Genomic DNA, 17,562 nt, shown 5'->3' with positions numbered 1-17,562 from the left:
TTTCAAGAAATCTGGCTACAGGCTTTTGCGTGCGCGCATGGCCGCCGTGATCGTGCCATCATCGAGGTAGTCAAGCTCTCCGCCGATGGGCACGCCCTGCGCCAGTGAGGTCAGTGTGACCTGCCCGTCGAGTTGATCAGCGATGTAATGCGCCGTGGTCTGGCCGTCGATGGTGGCGTTGAGGGCAAGGATGACCTCGCTGACCGCTTCGATCGCGACGCGGTCAATCAGGCGGGGAATGCGCAATTCCTGCGGGCCGATGGCATCCAGCGCAGACAATGTGCCGCCCAGAACATGATAGCGCCCTTTGAACACGCCTGACCGCTCCATCGCCCATAGATCGGCCACGTCTTCGACCACGCATAACTCTCCATTGGCGCGTTTTTCAGAGGTGCAGATATCGCAGATGTCCTCAGTGCCAATATTGCCGCAGTTCAGACATTCCCGTGCCGTGGCCGCGACCGTCTGCATCAGGTCCGACAAGGGCGTCAGCAACAGGGCACGTTTTCGGATCAGATGCAAAACCGCCCGCCGCGCCGATCGCGGGCCAAGCCCCGGGAGCTTGGCCATCATCTCGATCAGGTTGTCGATGTCGCGGGTTGAGCTCAAAGGGAGGCACCTGTTGCGCGGGAAGGGTTGAGTTTATTTTTCCAAATGAAGCAGCGGCCGCATTGTCAGAACGGCAGTTTCATATCGGCGGGCAGGCCCATGCCTTCGGTCAATTTCGCCATTTCGGCCTGCGCCTTGTCAGAGGCTTTGGCCTGGGCGTCTTTGATAGCCGCGAGGATCAGATCCTCGACCACCTCTTTGTCATCGCCATTGAAGATCGACGGGTCGATGTCGAGCGATTTCAGCTCGCCCTTGGCAGAGCAGACCGCTTTGACCAGACCCGCACCACTTTCGCCGGTGACCATGATGTTGTGCATGTCGTCTTGCAGTTGGGCCATCTTGCCCTGCATTTCCTGTGCTTTTTTCATCATCCCGGCCATATCGCCAAGTGCGCCTAGTCCTTTGAGCATTGCTCTCTCCTTTGGGTGTTGTTCGGATCTATATGTGGCCCTGAGAAGGGGGAATCAATCCTCCTCGAAGGGATCCCATTCGTCTTCGACTTCCGGCAATGCCTCCTGAACAGCGGCGGCTGCGATGTCTTCGGGGGTGCGGATCGCGGTGATCTTTGCCTTGGGGAATTGCGCTAGAACGGCCTGCATCAGGGGGTGATCTTCGGCCTCTTGCCGCAGGGCGCGGTCTTTGGCGTCCCGAACTTCGGCAATGGTCTCGCTGTCGCCATCGTTCACCACAGTCACGGCCCAGCGGTTGCCTGTCCATTGCTGAAGCTTTGCGCCAAGGCGCTGTGCCAGATCGCGCGGGGCATTGTCGGTTGGGGTAAATTCGATGCGACCGGGCTGGTAGGCGACCAGACGCAGGGAGGTTTCCACCTCGACCAGCAGTTTCACATCGCGGTTGGCGCGGATCAGCTCGACGACATGGTGAAAGGTCGGAAAACGCGCCAATGCCGCGTCGGTATCCGTCGCCAAGGCCGTAACCGGGCTGCCGCCGCCACCACCGGATGGCGCGGTCCGGCCTGATTGGGCCATGGGCGCACCGCCTGAGGGGGCCATGCCGCCGCCGTATCCGCCGGCCGAAGGGGCGGGGGGGGGCGTGGTGTTTTGCAACTTGCGCACGAGTTCCTCGGGGGAGGGCAGATCGGCCACGTGAGTCAATCGGATAATCGCCATTTCTGCGGCCATCATCGCGTTGGGGGCCGCCGCGACTTCATCCAGCGCCTTGAGCAGCATCTGCCAGAGCCGCGTCAGCACCCGCATCGGCAGGGCCTCAGCCATCTGGGTGCCGCGATTGCGCTCTTCGGGGGATACGGTTGGGTCTTCGGCGGCCTCTGGTGTGATTTTCACCACCGAAATCCAGTGGGTGATCTCGGCCAGATCGCGCAGCACCGCCATCGGGTCGGCGCCATCGGCATATTGGCCGCTCAGTTCGGTCAGGGCGGCGGCGGCATCCCCGCGCAAGATCATGTCAAACAGATCGAGCACCCGGCCCCGGTCGGCCAGACCCAGCATGGCCCGCACCTGATCAGCGGTGGTTTCTCCGGCGCCGTGGCTGATTGCCTGATCAAGAAGGGAGGTCGCATCCCGCGCGGATCCTTCGGCGGCGCGGGTGATCAGGGCCAGCGCATCATCCGTGATCTGGGCCTCTTCGCCGTTTGCAATCCGGCGCAGCATTTCGATCATGACTTCGGGCTCGATCCGGCGCAGGTCAAACCTCTGGCACCGCGACAGCACCGTGACCGGCACTTTGCGAATCTCGGTGGTCGCAAAGATGAATTTGACGTGCTCGGGCGGTTCTTCCAGCGTCTTGAGCAAGGCGTTGAACGCACCTGTGGACAGCATGTGAACTTCGTCGATGATGTAGACTTTGTAACGGGCCGATGCGGCGCGGTAATGCACGCTGTCGATAATTTCGCGGATGTTGGCGACGCCGGTATTAGAGGCGGCGTCCATTTCCATCACGTCAACATGGCGCCCCTCCATGATTGCGGTGCAATGCTCGCAAACGCCGCAGGGTTCGGTGGTTGGGCCGCCGGTGCCATCGGGGCCGATACAGTTCATGCCTTTGGCGATGATCCGCGCGGTTGTGGTTTTGCCGGTGCCGCGAATGCCTGTCATTACAAAGGCTTGGGCAATGCGATCCGCCTCGAAGGCATTCTTGAGGGTGCGCACCATGGCGTCCTGGCCGACCAGATCGACAAAGGTTTCGGGCCGGTATTTGCGGGCCAGCACGCGGTAGGCTGTGGGTGCGGTCATGGTGTTCCTGCGGCGGATTCGGTCAAGGTGTTAAACTAGGCGTTCCGCCGCGCGGCGTCCACCACCCTCACAGTGTCCAGAGGATCGCGCCCGTCGCAATCGACCCGCCGATGAAGGCGATGGCAAGGTTGCGCATTCGGCTGTGGGGTTGTGAGGCGGCCTGATGTTCGCTGAGCCGGTCGAGGGTGCGGCGGCTTTGCTGCTGCGCGGCCCAGAAAATATAGATCGCGATCAGGACAAACACCGATGCGACCGACTTGGCCAGCCATGTGGGGTCAAATGCGCCAAACACCGCCTTGAGCCCCACAGCGATGGCCAATGACGCCATGCCTGTGCGCATCCAGCCTGCAAAAGTGCGTTCGTTCGCCAGAATGGTGCGGTCTTCGGCCCAATCTGTCCGGTCTTTTGCCATTTCATTGCTATCGTTCATTGAACTATTGTGTGGCTGATGCGTTCGGCTGACAATAGTGCCGTTGCAAAAAGGGGTGGTGTCATGCGGTTGAGAGGTATTCGGCGCAGCAGAAATGTAGAAGTGCGCAGCGGGGGACGCAGGGGCGGTGGACGCGGTGGCCGTGCTGGTGGGCTTGGCCTTGTGGGTGTCATTGCGGTTCTTGCAATCGGATATTTCACCGGTATTGATGTGAGCCCTCTCCTGCAAGGCGGCGGCACCGTTCAAACGCAGCAAACTGCGCCCGTGTCTGACGCCGACAGTCGCGCAACCCAATTCTCAGCGCAGGTTTTGGCCACCACCGAAGATGTCTGGACCAATATCTTTGCGCAGCAGCTCAACCGCCAATATCAACCACCAAAGCTGGTCGTGTTTTCCGGCGTTACACAAAGCCCGTGTGGCGGTGCATCGGGCGCCACGGGGCCGTTCTACTGTCCGGCGGACAACAAGGCTTATCTGGACACCAGCTTTTTCACATTGTTGGATCAACGTATGGGGGCGGGCGGTGATTTTGCCGCGGCCTATGTGATCGCCCATGAGGTGGCGCATCACGTGCAGAACCAGCTCGGCATCTTGCCCAAGGTCAACGCCGCGCGGCAGCAAGCCAGTAAGGTCGAAGCCAATGCCCTGACCGTCCGGCTGGAGCTGATGGCCGATTGTCTCTCGGGTATTTGGGCCACCAATGTGCAGGGGTTGATGGAAAAGGGCGATTTGCAAGAGGCGCTGAATGCGGCGCGCAAGATCGGCGATGACCATTTGCAAAGACAGGCCGGGCGTGTCCCGCAGCCGCATACCTTTACCCATGGCACCTCAGAACAGCGGGCGCGTTGGTTTGCGCGGGGCTATGAAAGCGGTGATATCGGGCAATGTGATACCTTCGCCGCCGCACGGCTTTAGTTGAGCAAACCGGGCAATTCGCGCAGCACATCGGAGGACCGGCGGGCGCGGGCAAGCGTCCAGCCGCCCTGCACCATGATAAACATGCGTTCCGATTTGCGGCGGGCCTCGTCGGGCGCATCACCCAGACGTTCCGCCGCCTCTGCCCCTTCGGCAATCCAGCCGTTGAACAACTGCTCGGCGCAGGCACGAAAATCTTCGTTGTCCGGCCCTTCGAATAGGGTGGACGAGATCGGGCAACCATCCCATCGGCCGGCAAGGTCAAACAATTTCGCCAGTTTGTGACACAGCGTTGTCATGCCGTCCTCAAAGGTTTTTGCCTCCTCAAAGCTGACGGCGATAAGCCGCAGCATTTCATCGGAGGCCCAGATCGCCGCCGCCTTGGCAAGGTCCGGTTTTCCATCAGGAAAATGATGGTAAAGCGAACCCTTGGGCGCATTTGCATGGGCCAAAAGATCGTTCAGTCCGACCCCATGATACCCGCGCACCCGAAACAGGTTGGCGGCAGATCGTATCAATCGATCCTTGGTGGAGAGTGCGCGTTTGGTCATTTTTCCTTCTTGACACAACTAGACCGATTGGTCCAGATGGAATCAATTGGACCGATTGGTCTAGCCTGTATTCTGTGGAGAAACAGCATGGCAGACGGCGCGACATATGCCCATTTGAGGGGCCCGATGAAGAAGGTTGAGGTCTTCAAGACCAAAGATGGAGCTGAATTGATTGGCGAGTTTTTCTTGCCATCGGGGGCCGCACGCGGCGCGCTGGTGATCAATGGCGCTACGGGCGTACCGCAAACATTTTATCGGGCCTTTGCCGAATATGCTGCACAAGAGCATGGCTTTGTCGTGTTCACCTATGACTACCGCGATATGGGGCGGTCCGGGCGTGGATCTGTACGCAAATCGACCGCTTCGATGGCCGACTGGGGGTTGCAAGATCAGCAAGCCGCCCGCGCCTATGTGCGGCGAAATTTCCCTGAACTGGCATTCTGGACAATTGGTCATTCCCTTGGTGCCATGACACTGCCGTTACAGCAGGACACGAGCGGTATTGATCGCGTGATCTGTGTGGCTTCCGGCAATGTCAGCCACTCCGATCATCCTTGGCCTTACCGCGCACAGGCGCTTATGTTCTGGTTTGGCCTGGGGCCAATGATGGCGGCGCTGTTTGGATATATTCCGGGCAAACTGCTTGGCATTGGGGAGGATCTGCCGGGACCGGCCTATTGGCAATGGCGGCATTGGTGCACTTCCAAAAACACCTTTGGCGATGAGGCCGGCCAGACCTTGCCTGCGATCAACTGGAACCAACCCGCGACCGAGGTCAAATTCATCGCCTTTGAAGACGACGTAATGATGCCGCCGCATTGTGTGAAACGGCTGGCGCGGGATTATGGCAAAACCGATGCCGATGTCACCGTGATTACGCCAGCGGCGCTTGGCCTCGAAGCCGTTGGTCATATCGGCGCGTTTTCCCGAAAGAACCGAGCGGTTTGGGATCAGATTTTACGATGAGCCGGAATGCGCGGCCCACTTGGGACCGTTGCATCAGGTGAGAGATTGATAACGACCCAAGCGGGACTCGTTACGGCTGCTTCCTTCCGGATCTGACCGGGTTGGCGAGGCGCCTGCCCGCACCAACCTCTCACCGCTCATATAGGACGCCGCCGCACCAAGCGCAAGCATCAGAGCGACAGGCGTATTTTTGCAAAGCCATCTTCACTTGTCCCGCAGTCCTCTGGCTTGAGATGAGCGATGTCTTGCAAGTGGAGGCGCGCCCTTGGTGATGTATTCAGAATCGCTTTCACGCTTTGGGATGGCTTGAGCTTCCAAGGCCTGACCAAGGGATCCTCTTCCAGAATGTTGCCGGTAAGACTATCTTGAACTGCGGCGTGCAGATTGGCGGCATGGCGCAGGATCACGTTCTTTGGATCAAGTGCCGGATATCCTCCGCCACCACCGGCGCGAAAATGGTCTGTGACCAGCACGACAGAATCTTTTGGCGCCAATGGCCCCTGATCGCAGCGTAAATCGCTGATGCGTGCGCCCAAGGGCTTTGTCGGATCAATCTCATAACGCAGACCATAAAGGGTAAGAAAGTGAAAGGGTGCCGTGCCGGGATGCAGCAGGTTCTGATCGGGTTCGCATGCTTGCAAGCGCTGAAACACCGCCGCCGCCTGTTCGAGCCACCCGCGAATTTCGCGGCCCGTCACACGAAGCGCCCAGATTTCATTGTCATGGGGGCAAGGCGCGTTGAGATCACGCCGGAGAAAGGGGCCGGGCGCAACCTCAACAAAGTTGTCAGCGCCGTTGCGCCCACCCGCGGTTTGGGCAGAGACAGCAATGGCAAGGGGCAAAGCCGCATTTGCGGTGCCGCGAATCTGGTCCAAAATGGCGGCCCTTTTGGCCTGTGCGAGCAGGGCGCATATCTGTGTGGGCGCGGCAAAGGAAAAGTAATTGTGCATTCGGCGTTGAAGGCGCCCTACCGGCTGTCTCAAGTGACGCTGGACCAGACCGTGCGCCTGCGCAGAGGCGGACAGGAGTTTTTCGCAGGGCCTTGATGTGTTTTCTCGCAATTCGGCTTGATGGGCGCAGACGCGCCACTGGTTGTCGCTGCCCGCTTGCAAGGTGATGTCCAGCACGCCCAGATGAGATCCGTGATGTCCGGGCATGATCGCGGGACGACCTGCAATGCGGCCCGCAGGACTGTTGGGGCTACAGGCGCTTTTTGACAGTGGAAAGCTTTCGTGAGTGTGTCCCAAAACGATCGCATCGATGCCCCTGAGGGATGCCAATGCGGGGTCTGATGCGGTCCCTGTGTGGAACTCTTGCCTGCCCATATGCGCGAGAAGGACAACCACGTGCGCCCCGGCACTGCGCAGGGCGGGCGCGGCCCGTTCAACCGCTTTGTGATAGTCTTGTACCGTGGCTTGCCCTGACAGAACGTTGGCATTCCATTGATCCGTACCGCGCGGCAGGACAGAGATCACCCCAACCCGCAGCGCCGCGGCCGGGGGTGTTCCGTGCGAGGGGAGCCGGGCAGAGACGATCGCACTGCGGTAAAGGGCGGATGTCGTTGGCCCCCGCAGATTGCTGGCGACCAGTGGCATATTCAGATGCTCCGCCAGCGCGTTGAGATAGGGCAAGCCAAAATCCAGATCGTGGTTGCCCAACCCGATGGCGTCGTACCCGATGGTGTTCATTGTTTTGACCAGCGGATGCGCGGCGGTCACGGGCCGGTTGGCCAGCCATGTACCCATCGCGCCGCCTTGAAGGAAATCACCGTTGTCGAGCAGGACGCAGGCCATTCCCATCCGCTCTGCCTCCTCGCGGGCGGTCGTGATTTGCGGCGCAAGCCCCGCGAGGCCGAAATGCGGGCCCTGCCGGTCTGCGTGGTAGTCATATCCGTGCAGTTGCAAATGCAGATCCGTGGTCGCCAGAATCCTGAGCCCGACCGATCTGCCCTTGTGGTCATCCGGGCCCAAGGGCGGTCCGGAGAATAATGTGTCAAAAGCTGTCAATACATGCCTAACGGTATAGATAGTTGACTCAGTCTACTAATGATTGAGTTCGCATAGGTGTCACAACTTCGTCAAGTGACAGCATCCGATTGCCCTCGCGGTGACCATGGTGCATTCCTGTATCCGAGCAGCGTAATTGTCAGCAGGAGCACGGTATGAAGCATGCAGAGCAGGTGACCTTTGGAGGGTCCGCATTGGATCGTGCAGGCGAAATTCGCAGTGATCCCAAAGCCTTGACCGAAGCGCGCCAGCATCCTGATGCCCGTGCGATCCTGTTTTGGCGAGGCAAGGTCTTGATCTCCCCCGAACGGCCTTCCCAATTGGTGCGGCTGCCGATGGATCACGTAATTTTGAACGAAGCAGAGGCCGACCCGATCCTTTTGGGACGCGAAAATGGCGGTCCGCGGTTTGCGTTTGACCTCTCGCCCTGGTTGCCCGAGGGTCTTGATGAGGCGTCTTTGGGCGCGTTCCTTGACCCGTCAGAGCAGCGCCATCCGGCTCTACCGGACACGATGGGTTTTTATGAATTGCGGCGCGTTATGACTTGGCTGTCCCCCCGTGATGCGGAACTGGCCGCGACCGGCAAGGCGATCATCGGCTGGCATGACATCCACGGGTTCTGCGCGGTTTGCGGTGTGGCCTCTGATATCACGCACGGCGGTTGGCAACGGACATGCCCGGCTTGCAATGCCTCGCATTTCCCGCGTACCGATCCGGTTGTGATCATGCTGATCACCCATGGCAATTCGGTGTTGATGGGGCGTTCGCCCGGCTGGCCCGAAGGGATGTATTCGCTGCTAGCAGGATTTGTGGAGCCAGGCGAAACGCTTGAGGCCGCTGTGCGCCGCGAGGTGTTCGAAGAGGCGGGCGTGCCGGTTGGTCCGGTCAGCTATTTGGCAAGCCAACCCTGGCCTTTTCCGGCTTCGTTAATGTTTGGATGCCAAGGTGAGGCCCTTGACGACAAGATCACCATTGATCCGGTGGAAATCGAAGATGCGCTTTGGGTCAGCCGCGAAGATATGGTGGACGTCTTTGCCGGAAACCACCCCAAGCTGCTGCCCGCGCGTAAGGGCGCAATCGCACATTTCCTGCTGAAAAATTGGCTTGCGGATACGCTGGATTGAGGTGAATGTGTTAAACGAACGTTAACGCAGACAAGTTGACGAAGAGACAAGGCAGACCGATGAAGTTTTCAACACGAGAAGACCTCGAAGCTCCGATTGATGCAGTTTTTGCGATGTTGTGCGACTTTGAAAGCTTTGAACGGGCGGCAATGCGGCGCGGTGCGGATGTGCGGCGCGTGGATCGTCTGGACGATCCCGGTATCGGAATGCAATGGCACGCGGTGTTTGAACTGCGCGGCAAACGCCGCGAATTGCAGGTCGAGATGGTGCAGTTTGATCGTCCAAACGAGATGGTCATCCACAGCACGTCACCCGGGCTTATCGGAGAAATGCGGTTTGAACTAATTGCATTGTCCCGCTCCCGGACCCGTATCAGGGTTGAACTTGAAATAAAGCCGAAGAACCTCAGCGCACGTCTGTTTGTGCAATCTCTCAAACTCGCCAAAGCGTCCCTGACCAAGAAATACAAACTGCGCGTGGCTGATTATGCCACCACGATGGAAGAACGGTATCTTAAGCAGGCCTGAGGCGCTATCGCCGTAACTTGCATCGACGAACTGAGGGCCGTGCCGATGAAAATCATGTGTCTGAACGGCTGGGGCGGCAAGATGCACGATGTGCTTTTGCCTTACCTGCAACGTGAACAGCCCGATATCCTTTGTCTGCAGGAAGTGGTGCACAGCCCGCGGTCTTCAAAACCTGAACTGACCTACCGCGACGGGGATCATGTCTTGCCGCAGCGGGCGAATTTCTTTGGGGATGTTTGTGCGGTGCTGCCCACACATGCTGCCAGCTTTTGCCCGGCTGCGCAGGGCGTGTTGTGGGATGGCGACATTTCGGTGCCGTCACAATGGGGGCTGGCGACCTTTGTCAGCCGGGATTTGCCGGTGATCGGTCAGGCGCAGGGGTTCGTTCACAAATCTTACGGCACAGATGGTTACGGTGATCATCCCAGATCGCGCAGCGCCCATGTGGTGCGGGTCCATGATCACGAAACCGGGCGCAGCGTGACGGTTGGGCATATGCACGGGTTGCGCGATTTGCGCGGCAAGATGGACACCGTCGAACGCAGGGCGCAGGCGCGATCAATGCTGGCGCTGTTTGACAGCGTGGCGCGGGCGGATGACATCGCAGTGATCTGCGGCGATTTCAACGTTGAACCGGACAGCGAAACGTTGGCCTTGATGCGCAAAGCCGGATTTGAAGAACTGGTGACTTCCGGCAATTTCCCCGGCACCCGCACCGCACAATATCTCAAACCGGGCCGGTTCGCTGATTACATGTTGGTGCGCGGTTTGGGTGGGAGGGCAGACTTTGATGTGATCTACACGCCAGAAGTCTCGGATCATTGTCCGCTGGTTCTGCGCCTTTGACCCTCAGCCCCGATCCGCGTCAGCAGGATATACCCCAAGGATTTCCAGCATATTGGTAAAGTAATCCAATTCCTCCAACGCACGGCGCACGGGCGGATCCTCGGGGTGGCCTTCGATGTCGGCATAGAACTGGGTGGCCGTGAAAGAGCCGCCCACCATATAGCTTTCCAGCTTGGTCATGTTGACGCCATTGGTCGCGAAACCGCCCATGCCTTTGTAAAGCGCAGCAGGGATGTTGCGGACCTCAAAAATGAACGTGGTCAGCATCTTTTCACTGCGGCGTGTTTCATCGATTTCCGGCGACATCAGCAAGAAGCGCGTGGTGTTGTGGTCAAGATCCTCAATATCCCGCGCCAGAACCTCAAGTCCGTGAATCTCCGCCGCAACCTCACTGGCCAGAACCCCTTCGGTCATGCAATCGGAGGCTGCCAGATCCGCTGCTGCGCCTGCGCTGTCGGCGGCGGGCTCTGATGTGATGCCATGCGCATTCAAGAAGGTCCGGGCCTGCGGCAGCAACACCAGATGGGCGCGGACATGTTTGATGTCCTCCAGCTTCACTCCCGGCTTGGCCATCAGCGCAATGCGCACGCGGACAAAGGCCTCTCCGACGATGTGCAGGCCACTTTCGGGTAGCAACCTGTGAATATCGGCGACCCGTCCGTAGGTCGTGTTCTCCACCGGTAACATCGCCAGATCGGCATGACCTTCTTTTACCGCGCGGATCACCTCTTCGAAGGTCAGGCAGGGCACGGGAATCATCTCTGGCCGGGCCTGCAGACAGGCCTCGTGGCTATAGGCACCCAAGGCACCTTGAAAGGCGATACGGGGGGTGGTTTTTGCACTCATGAACGCAATCCGTTGTAAAATATCGGAGGATGGGCGAATGGTCGCGGTAACTACACCTTGCTTGCGACAAGGGAAAGCAATAGATACGCGCAAAACGACGCTTGATACCAAAACACTGGACCTATGCCATGTTCGATACAATGACACTGACCAAAATTGCCGGCGGCCTGTTTGGCGCGTGGCTGATCCTGCTTCTGGGCAAATGGGCAGCCGAAGAGATTTATCATGCCGAAGCGCATGGCGAACAGTCCTATGTGATTGAGGTTGCCGGTGGCGACGCTGAACCCGAAGAAGAAATCGACTTTGTCGCCATGATGGCCGAAGCCGATGCCGGCAAGGGCGAGAAGGTGTTCAGGAAATGCACGGCCTGTCACAAGGTCGAAGATGGCGCGAATGCAGTTGGTCCGCACCTCTATGCCGTTGTGGATCGCGACATCGCCTCTGTTGATGGTTTTGGGTACTCCGGCGCCTTGACAGGTCTGGACGGCGCATGGACCCCGGAAAATCTGAGCGGTTTTCTTGAAAACCCCAAAGGCTATGCGCCTGGCACCACAATGGGTTTCGCCGGTTTGAAAAAACCAGCAGACCGCGCGGACGTGATTGCCTACCTGCAAAGCATCGCAAACTGATTTGATCCCATACCGGGATGAGAGGCCGCCCAATGGGCGGCCTTTTTTGTGCGATGGGCGGCCGATAACATAATCGCAACTTGTATCTTGGCATGGCCGCCCTTTAGCTTACATCAAGCGACAAACGTGAATTGCGATCAAGAGGATGCGCCTGATGACCAGACCCAAGACCCGGACCGCCGCCCGAACCCTGCCAATGAAAAGTTGGATGAACTGGACTGCGCTGTTGTCACTTGGGATCGGCGTCATCATGGCCGGGGCGGTCCGGGCACAGGATACCGGCACCACGGTCAGCCATGGTTATTCCTTTTATGGCGATCTGTCCTATCCGGCTGATTACCCGCATTTTGACTATGTGAACCCAGACGCCCCCAAGGGCGGCGAAATTGCCATTGCATTTGTTGGCTCGCTGGATTCGATGAACCCCTATTCCGGCAAAGGTCGGGCGCATCTGTTCTCAGTCTTTGGCTATGAAAGCCTTTTGGGAGAGGCGCCCTCGGATGGATTGCCTGCCGATCAATACTCCGAAGCTTACTGCCTGCTGTGCGAGTCTGTGGAGTACCCCGAAGACAAATCATGGGTTATCTTCCGTATGCGACCCGAGGCGCGATTTTCCGATGGCGCACCAGTAACGGCGCATGACATCGCATTTTCCCACAATCTGCTGCTTGATGAGGGGCTAAAATCCTATGCTGATGCCGTGCGCAAACGCATTCCCAAGGTTGAGGTGATCGACGACCACACCATCAAGTTCTACTTTGCCGACGGTATCTCGCGCCGCAGCTTGATTGAGCAGGTCGGCGGCGTGCCGGCTTGGCCCAAAGAATGGATGGAGAAAAATGGTGTCGGCCTGAAGGATTCATGGCTCACATCGCCGCCCGGTTCTGGGCCTTATGTGATAAAGGATATCGATCTGACCCGGCGGATCGTGCTTGAGCGGAACCCCGATTATTGGGGCAAAGACCTGCCGATCAATCAGGGCCGAAACAATTTTGACACCATCCGCCTTGAGATATTCAGCGATGACACCGCGTCGTTTGAAGCGTTCAAAGCAGGTGAATACACCTTCCGCCGCGAGTCCGATTCCAAGAAATGGGCGGCGGGCTATGACTTCCCCAAAGTCGAACGGGGTCAGGTGGTCAAGAAAGAGCTGCCAGACGGTCAGCCGCCGAGCTCCAGCGGGATCATTTTTAATCTGGCGAGCGAGAACTTGCAGGATAAACGCGTGCGTGAGGCGATCTCTTTGGCGTTCAACTTTGAATGGACCAATGAATCGCTGCAATACGGGTTGTTCAAGCAACGGGCCTCTTTTTCACAAGACACGCCGCTGATGGCCCAAGGCAAACCCGAAGGGGCTGAATTGGCGTTATTGCAGAAACTCGGCGATCTGGTCCCGCCAGAGATGCTAAGCGAGGAGGTGCGCGTGCCGCATACCTCCAAAGGGGACCGGTTGTTTGACCGGCGCAATGCCCGCCGCGCTGGCAAGCTTCTGGAAGAGGCTGGATGGACGATAAAGGATGGCAAGCGGGTCAATGCGGAAGGGGAGCCGCTGTCACTCAATTTTCTGTTCAACTCCGCCAGTTCCGCCACCATTACGGCGGTGATCGAGAATTTTGTGTCAAACCTTCAGGCGTTTGGCATCGACGCCAAGTTGGAGAAAGTCGACAGTTCGCAATACACCGCCCGCGAGCGTGATCGCGATTATGATCTGATCTATGATAGCTATCCTGCCTTTTTGGGTACCGGCACCGGATTGGCCCAATACTTCGGGTCCGAAGCGGCAAGCTATTCCTTGTTCAACCCGGCGGGCGTGGCCAGCAAACTGGTGGATGAGTTGATCGAAGTGTCGCTGGCGGCCCAAACCCGCGAGGAAGAAACCGCCGCGATGATGGCCATCGACCGCGCCTTGCGCCAAGAGTTGATCATGATCCCGGTCTGGTACAACGACAGTCATTGGGTGGCCTACTACGACCAGTACGAACATCCCGAAGAGATCCCAGCCTATGGTTTGGGCTATCTTGATTTTTGGTGGTACAACCCGGAAAAAGCCGCTGCATTGCGCGCCTCTGGTGCATTGAGGTAAGCCGCAGCCATGGGCGCATATATTCTTCGACGGTTGCTTTTGATCATCCCGACATTGTTGGGGATCATGCTGATCAACTTTACCCTGGCGCAGTTTGTGCCCGGCGGTCCGGTTGAGCAGGCGATTGCCCGTGCGCAGGGTGGCGGCGACGTGTTTGGCGGCTTTGCCGGGACCAACTCTGACGCCGGTTCCGATCCGATCGATAACGCCTCTGACAGCACCTATGTGGGCGCGCGCGGCTTGCCGCCAGAGTTCATTGCGGAACTGGAAAAAGAGTTCGGCTTTGACAAACCGCCCGTCGAACGCTTCATCAATATGATGTGGAACTACATGCGCTTTGATTTCGGGGAGAGTTATTTTCGTTCCATCAGTGTGATTGACCTGATCAAGGAAAAGCTGCCTGTGTCGATCACGCTGGGCCTATGGTCTACACTCATCGCCTATATGATCTCAATCCCGCTGGGCATCCGCAAGGCGGTGCGCGATGGCAGCCGCTTTGACACCTGGACGTCCGGCGCGATCATTGCGGCCTATGCGATCCCCGGATTTCTGTTCGCGATCCTGTTGCTGGTTCTCTTTGCTGGCGGATCTTACTGGCAGATCTTCCCGCTGCGCGGACTGACCTCCGACAATTTTGATCAGCTCAGCCTGCTGGGCAAGGTCGGGGACTATTTCTGGCACATCACCTTGCCAGTGCTGGCCTCGACCATCAGCGCCTTTGCCACGCTGACGCTGCTGACCAAGAACAGCTTTCTCGACGAGATCAAGAAACACTATGTCATGACCGCCCGCGCAAAGGGTTTGTCCGAGAGCAAGGTGCTGTATGGCCATGTGTTCCGCAACGCGATGTTGATCGTGATCGCGGGTTTTCCGGCGGTGTTCATCGGGGTCTTCTTTGGCAGCTCCCTGATCATCGAGACGATCTTTAGCCTTGATGGCTTGGGGCGCCTTGCCTTTGAGGCGACGGTGGCGCGGGATTATCCGATCGTGTTTGGCTCTTTGTTTATCTTCGGGCTGATCGGTCTGTTGGTGGGAATCCTGTCGGACCTGATGTATGTGCTGGTTGATCCGCGCATTGACTTTGAACGGAGGGAAGGCTGATGACCCTGTCCCCCCTGAACCAACGCCGTTGGCGCAATTTCACCCGCAACCGCCGCGCCTATTGGTCGCTCTGGATCTTTGCGGTGCTGTTCGGGATCTCGCTGTTTGCCGAATTTGTCGCCAACGACAAACCGATCCTCGTGAATTATCGCGGCGAATATTACACACCGATTTTTAACTTCTACCCGGAGACCGAGTTTGGTGGCGATTTCCAGACCGAAGCGATCTACCGCGATCCAGAGGTAAAATGCCTGATCGAAACCGGCGGGCTTGACGCCTGTTTTGATGACCCCGAGGCCTTGATCGAAGATGCCCAAGATGGCGTGATCGACGGCGAAGACATCGTCAAGGGCTGGGCGATCTGGCCGATCATTCCCTATTCTTTCAACACGGCCGTGGACCGCCCCGGCGCGGCGCCCTTGCCGCCGAATGAACAAAACTGGCTTGGTACGGACGGCACCAAACGCGACGTGCTGGCGCGGGTCATCCATGGCTTCCGCCTGTCGATCCTGTTCACCCTGATCGTGACGGGGCTGGCTTCTGTCATCGGGATTATTGCAGGGGCGGTGCAGGGCTTCTTTGGCGGGTGGGTCGATCTGATCTTTCAGCGGATCATCGAGATCTGGTCCTCCACGCCGCAGATTTACGTGATCATTATTATGTTCGCCATTCTGGGGCGCAGTTTCTGGCTGTTGGTGTTCCTGATGGTGCTGTTCGGCTGGATGTCCCTTGTGGGCGTGGTGCGGGCCGAATTCCTGCGGGCGCGGAATCTTGAATATGTGCGGGCGGCGCGGGCGCTGGGCGTGGGGAATATCACTATCATGTTCCGCCATATGCTGCCCAATGCGATGGTGGCAACGCTGACGATGCTGCCCTTTATCATCACGGGCACCATCAGCACGCTGGCGGTGCTGGATTTCCTCGGCTTCGGTCTGCCCTCATCGGCCCCCTCGCTGGGTGAGCTGACATTGCAGGCCAAACAAAACCTGCAAGCGCCCTGGCTGGCCTTCACCGCGTTCTTTACCTTTGCGATCATGCTGTCGCTGTTGGTGTTCATTTTTGAGGGCATCCGCGATGCCTTTGATCCAAGAAAGACGTTTTCGTGACTGCACTGCTTGATGTCAAAGACCTGCGCGTATCCTTCCGGCAGGACGGCGCGCTGACCCATGCGGTCAAGGGCGTGTCCTTCCACGTGGAACGGGGCGAGACGGTCGCATTGGTGGGGGAAAGCGGATCGGGCAAATCGGTCTCGGCACTGTCCACTGTGGCGCTGTTGGGCAGCAGCGCAGAGGTGTCCGGATCTGTCACCTATGACGGGCAGCAGATGATTGGCGCGGATGAGGCGCTGCTTCGCAAGGTGCGCGGCAACGACATCAGCTTTATCTTTCAAGAGCCAATGACCTCGCTCAATCCGCTGCACACGATTGAAAAGCAACTGGCGGAATCGCTGGCCCTGCACCAGGGGCTGGTTGGGGTGGCGGCCCGAGACCGGATTCTTGAATTGCTGGACAAGGTTGGCATCAATGATGCGCAAAGCCGCTTGGGTGCTTATCCGCACCAGTTGTCCGGTGGACAGCGCCAGCGTGTGATGATCGCAATGGCCTTGGCCAACAAACCCGACGTGTTGATCGCGGATGAACCAACAACCGCGCTAGATGTGACCATTCAGGCGCAGATCCTTGATCTGTTAAAAGATCTCAAAGACAGCGAGGGCATGGGCCTTTTGTTCATCACGCATGATCTGGGCATCGTGCGCCGCATCGCGGACCGTGTCTGTGTGATGCAGAATGGCGAGATTGTTGAGCAAGGCCCCACCAAAGAGATTTTTGACGCCCCGCAGCATCCCTATACGATCAAGCTGCTCAGCGCCGAACCAACAGGCGCGCCGGACCCCGTTGCGCCAGAGGCCGAAGAGATCGTCAACACCGAACACCTCAAGGTGTGGTTTCCGATCCAGCAAGGGCTGCTGCGCCGTACGGTGGGCCATGTGAAGGCCGTGAATGACGCGACCCTGTCTGTGCGTGCCGGTGAAACGCTTGGTATTGTCGGGGAAAGCGGGTCGGGAAAGACAACGCTGGCGCTGGCAATCATGCGTCTGATTTCCTCCGAGGGGGGGATCACCTTTATGGGGCAGGACGTGCGCAAATGGTCGACCCGTGAGTTGCGGCGGCTGCGCAAGGATATGCAGATCGTGTTTCAGGATCCTTTTGGATCGCTGAGCCCGCGCATGACCTGCTTTCAGATCATTGCCGAGGGTCTCGACATTCACAAAGTGGACCCGAACCGTGACCAGCGTGAACTGGTCCATGAGGTGATGGTCGAAGTGGGCCTCGACCCGGCCACCATGGACCGCTATCCGCATGAGTTTTCCGGCGGCCAACGTCAGAGGATCGCCATTGCCCGCGCCATGGTCCTGCGCCCGCGCCTTCTGGTGCTGGATGAGCCAACGTCGGCCTTGGATATGACTGTGCAGGTTCAGATTGTTGAGCTGCTGCGCGACCTGCAGGTCAAATACGGGCTGGCTTATTTGTTCATCAGTCATGACCTTAAGGTGGTCCGCGCAATGTCGCACAAGGTGCTGGTGATGAAACGCGGTGACGTGGTCGAATATGGCGCTGCAGAAGACCTCTACGACAGACCAAAAAGTGACTATACCCGCACCTTGTTGCAGGCCGCGACCTGAGAAACAAAAGCAAGAATTTGCTTTTCTGAATTTCTT

17 protein-coding genes and 1 other RNA gene are annotated in these 17,562 nt (G+C 58.3%); 10 read left to right on the top strand and 8 right to left on the bottom strand.

The annotated features are described in order from the left end of the window. Nucleotides 1-15: 15 nt before the first annotated feature. The 4 genes from recR to JNX03_RS11575 all read right to left on the bottom strand — a co-directional run bounded on the left by recR (nt 16) and on the right by JNX03_RS11575 (nt 3,249). The gene (gene recR / locus JNX03_RS11590) at nt 16-609 is read right to left on the bottom strand and encodes a recombination mediator RecR (protein WP_203209192.1); all 594 of its coding nucleotides are present in this window, start codon (nt 607-609) and stop codon (nt 16-18) included. A gap of 65 nt (nt 610-674) precedes the next feature. Continuing rightward, a complete protein-coding gene (locus tag JNX03_RS11585) occupies nt 675-1,019 on the bottom strand; it encodes a YbaB/EbfC family nucleoid-associated protein (RefSeq protein ID WP_203209191.1) in 345 nt (114 codons plus the stop codon). A gap of 54 nt (nt 1,020-1,073) precedes the next feature. Beyond that, nucleotides 1,074-2,819 (bottom strand): DNA polymerase III subunit gamma/tau, encoded by a 1,746-nt coding sequence (locus tag JNX03_RS11580; RefSeq protein ID WP_203209190.1) that lies wholly within the window; start codon nt 2,817-2,819, stop codon nt 1,074-1,076. Between the two features lie 67 nt (nt 2,820-2,886). Continuing rightward, nucleotides 2,887-3,249, bottom strand: a complete 363-nt coding sequence (locus JNX03_RS11575) for a YidH family protein (RefSeq protein WP_203209189.1) — start codon at nt 3,247-3,249, stop codon at nt 2,887-2,889. A gap of 63 nt (nt 3,250-3,312) precedes the next feature. Here JNX03_RS11575 and ypfJ point away from each other — a divergent pair, with 63 nt between their 5' ends. Then, complete coding sequence (gene ypfJ, locus JNX03_RS11570) at nt 3,313-4,164, top strand: KPN_02809 family neutral zinc metallopeptidase (protein WP_203209188.1); 852 nt, start codon at nt 3,313-3,315, stop codon at nt 4,162-4,164. Here the strand turns inward: ypfJ and JNX03_RS11565 are convergent. Next, complete coding sequence (locus tag JNX03_RS11565; RefSeq protein WP_203209187.1) at nt 4,161-4,715, bottom strand: TetR/AcrR family transcriptional regulator; 555 nt, start codon at nt 4,713-4,715, stop codon at nt 4,161-4,163. The genes ypfJ and JNX03_RS11565 overlap by 4 nt on opposite strands. 126 nt (nt 4,716-4,841) lie before the next feature. Here JNX03_RS11565 and JNX03_RS11560 point away from each other — a divergent pair, with 126 nt between their 5' ends. Further along, complete coding sequence (locus JNX03_RS11560; RefSeq protein WP_203209186.1) at nt 4,842-5,681, top strand: alpha/beta hydrolase family protein; 840 nt, start codon at nt 4,842-4,844, stop codon at nt 5,679-5,681. Between the two features lie 35 nt (nt 5,682-5,716). Here the strand turns inward: JNX03_RS11560 and ffs are convergent. Beyond that, an RNA gene (gene ffs, locus JNX03_RS11555) (signal recognition particle sRNA small type) lies at nt 5,717-5,814 on the bottom strand. A gap of 37 nt (nt 5,815-5,851) precedes the next feature. Continuing rightward, nucleotides 5,852-7,651, bottom strand: coding sequence for a bifunctional metallophosphatase/5'-nucleotidase (locus JNX03_RS11550; protein ID WP_203209185.1), 1,800 nt, complete (start codon nt 7,649-7,651; stop codon nt 5,852-5,854). 191 nt (nt 7,652-7,842) lie between these two features. Here JNX03_RS11550 and nudC point away from each other — a divergent pair, with 191 nt between their 5' ends. From nudC to JNX03_RS11535, 3 genes are read left to right on the top strand one after another with little or no spacing between them, the layout of a single operon-like run. Beyond that, on the top strand, nt 7,843-8,811 hold the full coding sequence (nudC, locus tag JNX03_RS11545) for an NAD(+) diphosphatase (protein ID WP_203209184.1): 969 nt from the start codon (nt 7,843-7,845) through the stop codon (nt 8,809-8,811). Between the two features lie 59 nt (nt 8,812-8,870). Next, nucleotides 8,871-9,338, top strand: coding sequence for an SRPBCC family protein (locus JNX03_RS11540; protein WP_203209183.1), 468 nt, complete (start codon nt 8,871-8,873; stop codon nt 9,336-9,338). 45 nt (nt 9,339-9,383) lie between these two features. Then, the gene (locus JNX03_RS11535; protein ID WP_203209182.1) at nt 9,384-10,184 is read left to right on the top strand and encodes an endonuclease/exonuclease/phosphatase family protein; all 801 of its coding nucleotides are present in this window, start codon (nt 9,384-9,386) and stop codon (nt 10,182-10,184) included. Nucleotides 10,185-10,187: 3 nt separating this feature from the next. Here the strand turns inward: JNX03_RS11535 and JNX03_RS11530 are convergent, their stop codons facing one another. Beyond that, complete coding sequence (locus tag JNX03_RS11530; RefSeq protein WP_203209181.1) at nt 10,188-11,030, bottom strand: prephenate dehydratase; 843 nt, start codon at nt 11,028-11,030, stop codon at nt 10,188-10,190. Nucleotides 11,031-11,158: 128 nt separating this feature from the next. Here JNX03_RS11530 and JNX03_RS11525 point away from each other — a divergent pair, with 128 nt between their 5' ends. From JNX03_RS11525 to JNX03_RS11505, 5 genes are all read left to right on the top strand, one after another. Continuing rightward, complete coding sequence (locus tag JNX03_RS11525; protein ID WP_203209180.1) at nt 11,159-11,659, top strand: c-type cytochrome; 501 nt, start codon at nt 11,159-11,161, stop codon at nt 11,657-11,659. A gap of 154 nt (nt 11,660-11,813) precedes the next feature. Further along, a complete protein-coding gene (locus JNX03_RS11520; protein ID WP_203209179.1) occupies nt 11,814-13,742 on the top strand; it encodes an extracellular solute-binding protein in 1,929 nt (642 codons plus the stop codon). A 9-nt stretch (nt 13,743-13,751) separates the two neighbouring features. Next, nucleotides 13,752-14,843 carry a microcin C ABC transporter permease YejB gene (locus tag JNX03_RS11515; protein ID WP_203209178.1) on the top strand — a complete coding sequence of 364 codons (1,092 nt, stop codon included), beginning with the start codon at nt 13,752-13,754 and terminating at the stop codon, nt 14,841-14,843. Next, nucleotides 14,843-15,949, top strand: a complete 1,107-nt coding sequence (locus JNX03_RS11510; RefSeq protein WP_203209177.1) for an ABC transporter permease — start codon at nt 14,843-14,845, stop codon at nt 15,947-15,949. Before JNX03_RS11515 ends, JNX03_RS11510 begins: the two co-directional genes overlap by 1 nt. Then, nucleotides 15,946-17,526, top strand: a complete 1,581-nt coding sequence (locus JNX03_RS11505) for an ABC transporter ATP-binding protein (protein WP_203209176.1) — start codon at nt 15,946-15,948, stop codon at nt 17,524-17,526. Before JNX03_RS11510 ends, JNX03_RS11505 begins: the two co-directional genes overlap by 4 nt. Nucleotides 17,527-17,562 lie beyond the last annotated feature (36 nt).

It is taken from the genome of Sulfitobacter mediterraneus, from assembly GCF_016801775.1.
In the GTDB taxonomy this organism is placed as follows: Bacteria; Pseudomonadota; Alphaproteobacteria; order Rhodobacterales; family Rhodobacteraceae; genus Sulfitobacter; species Sulfitobacter mediterraneus_A.
This window is presented reverse-complemented; position numbering and strand designations above follow the sequence as displayed.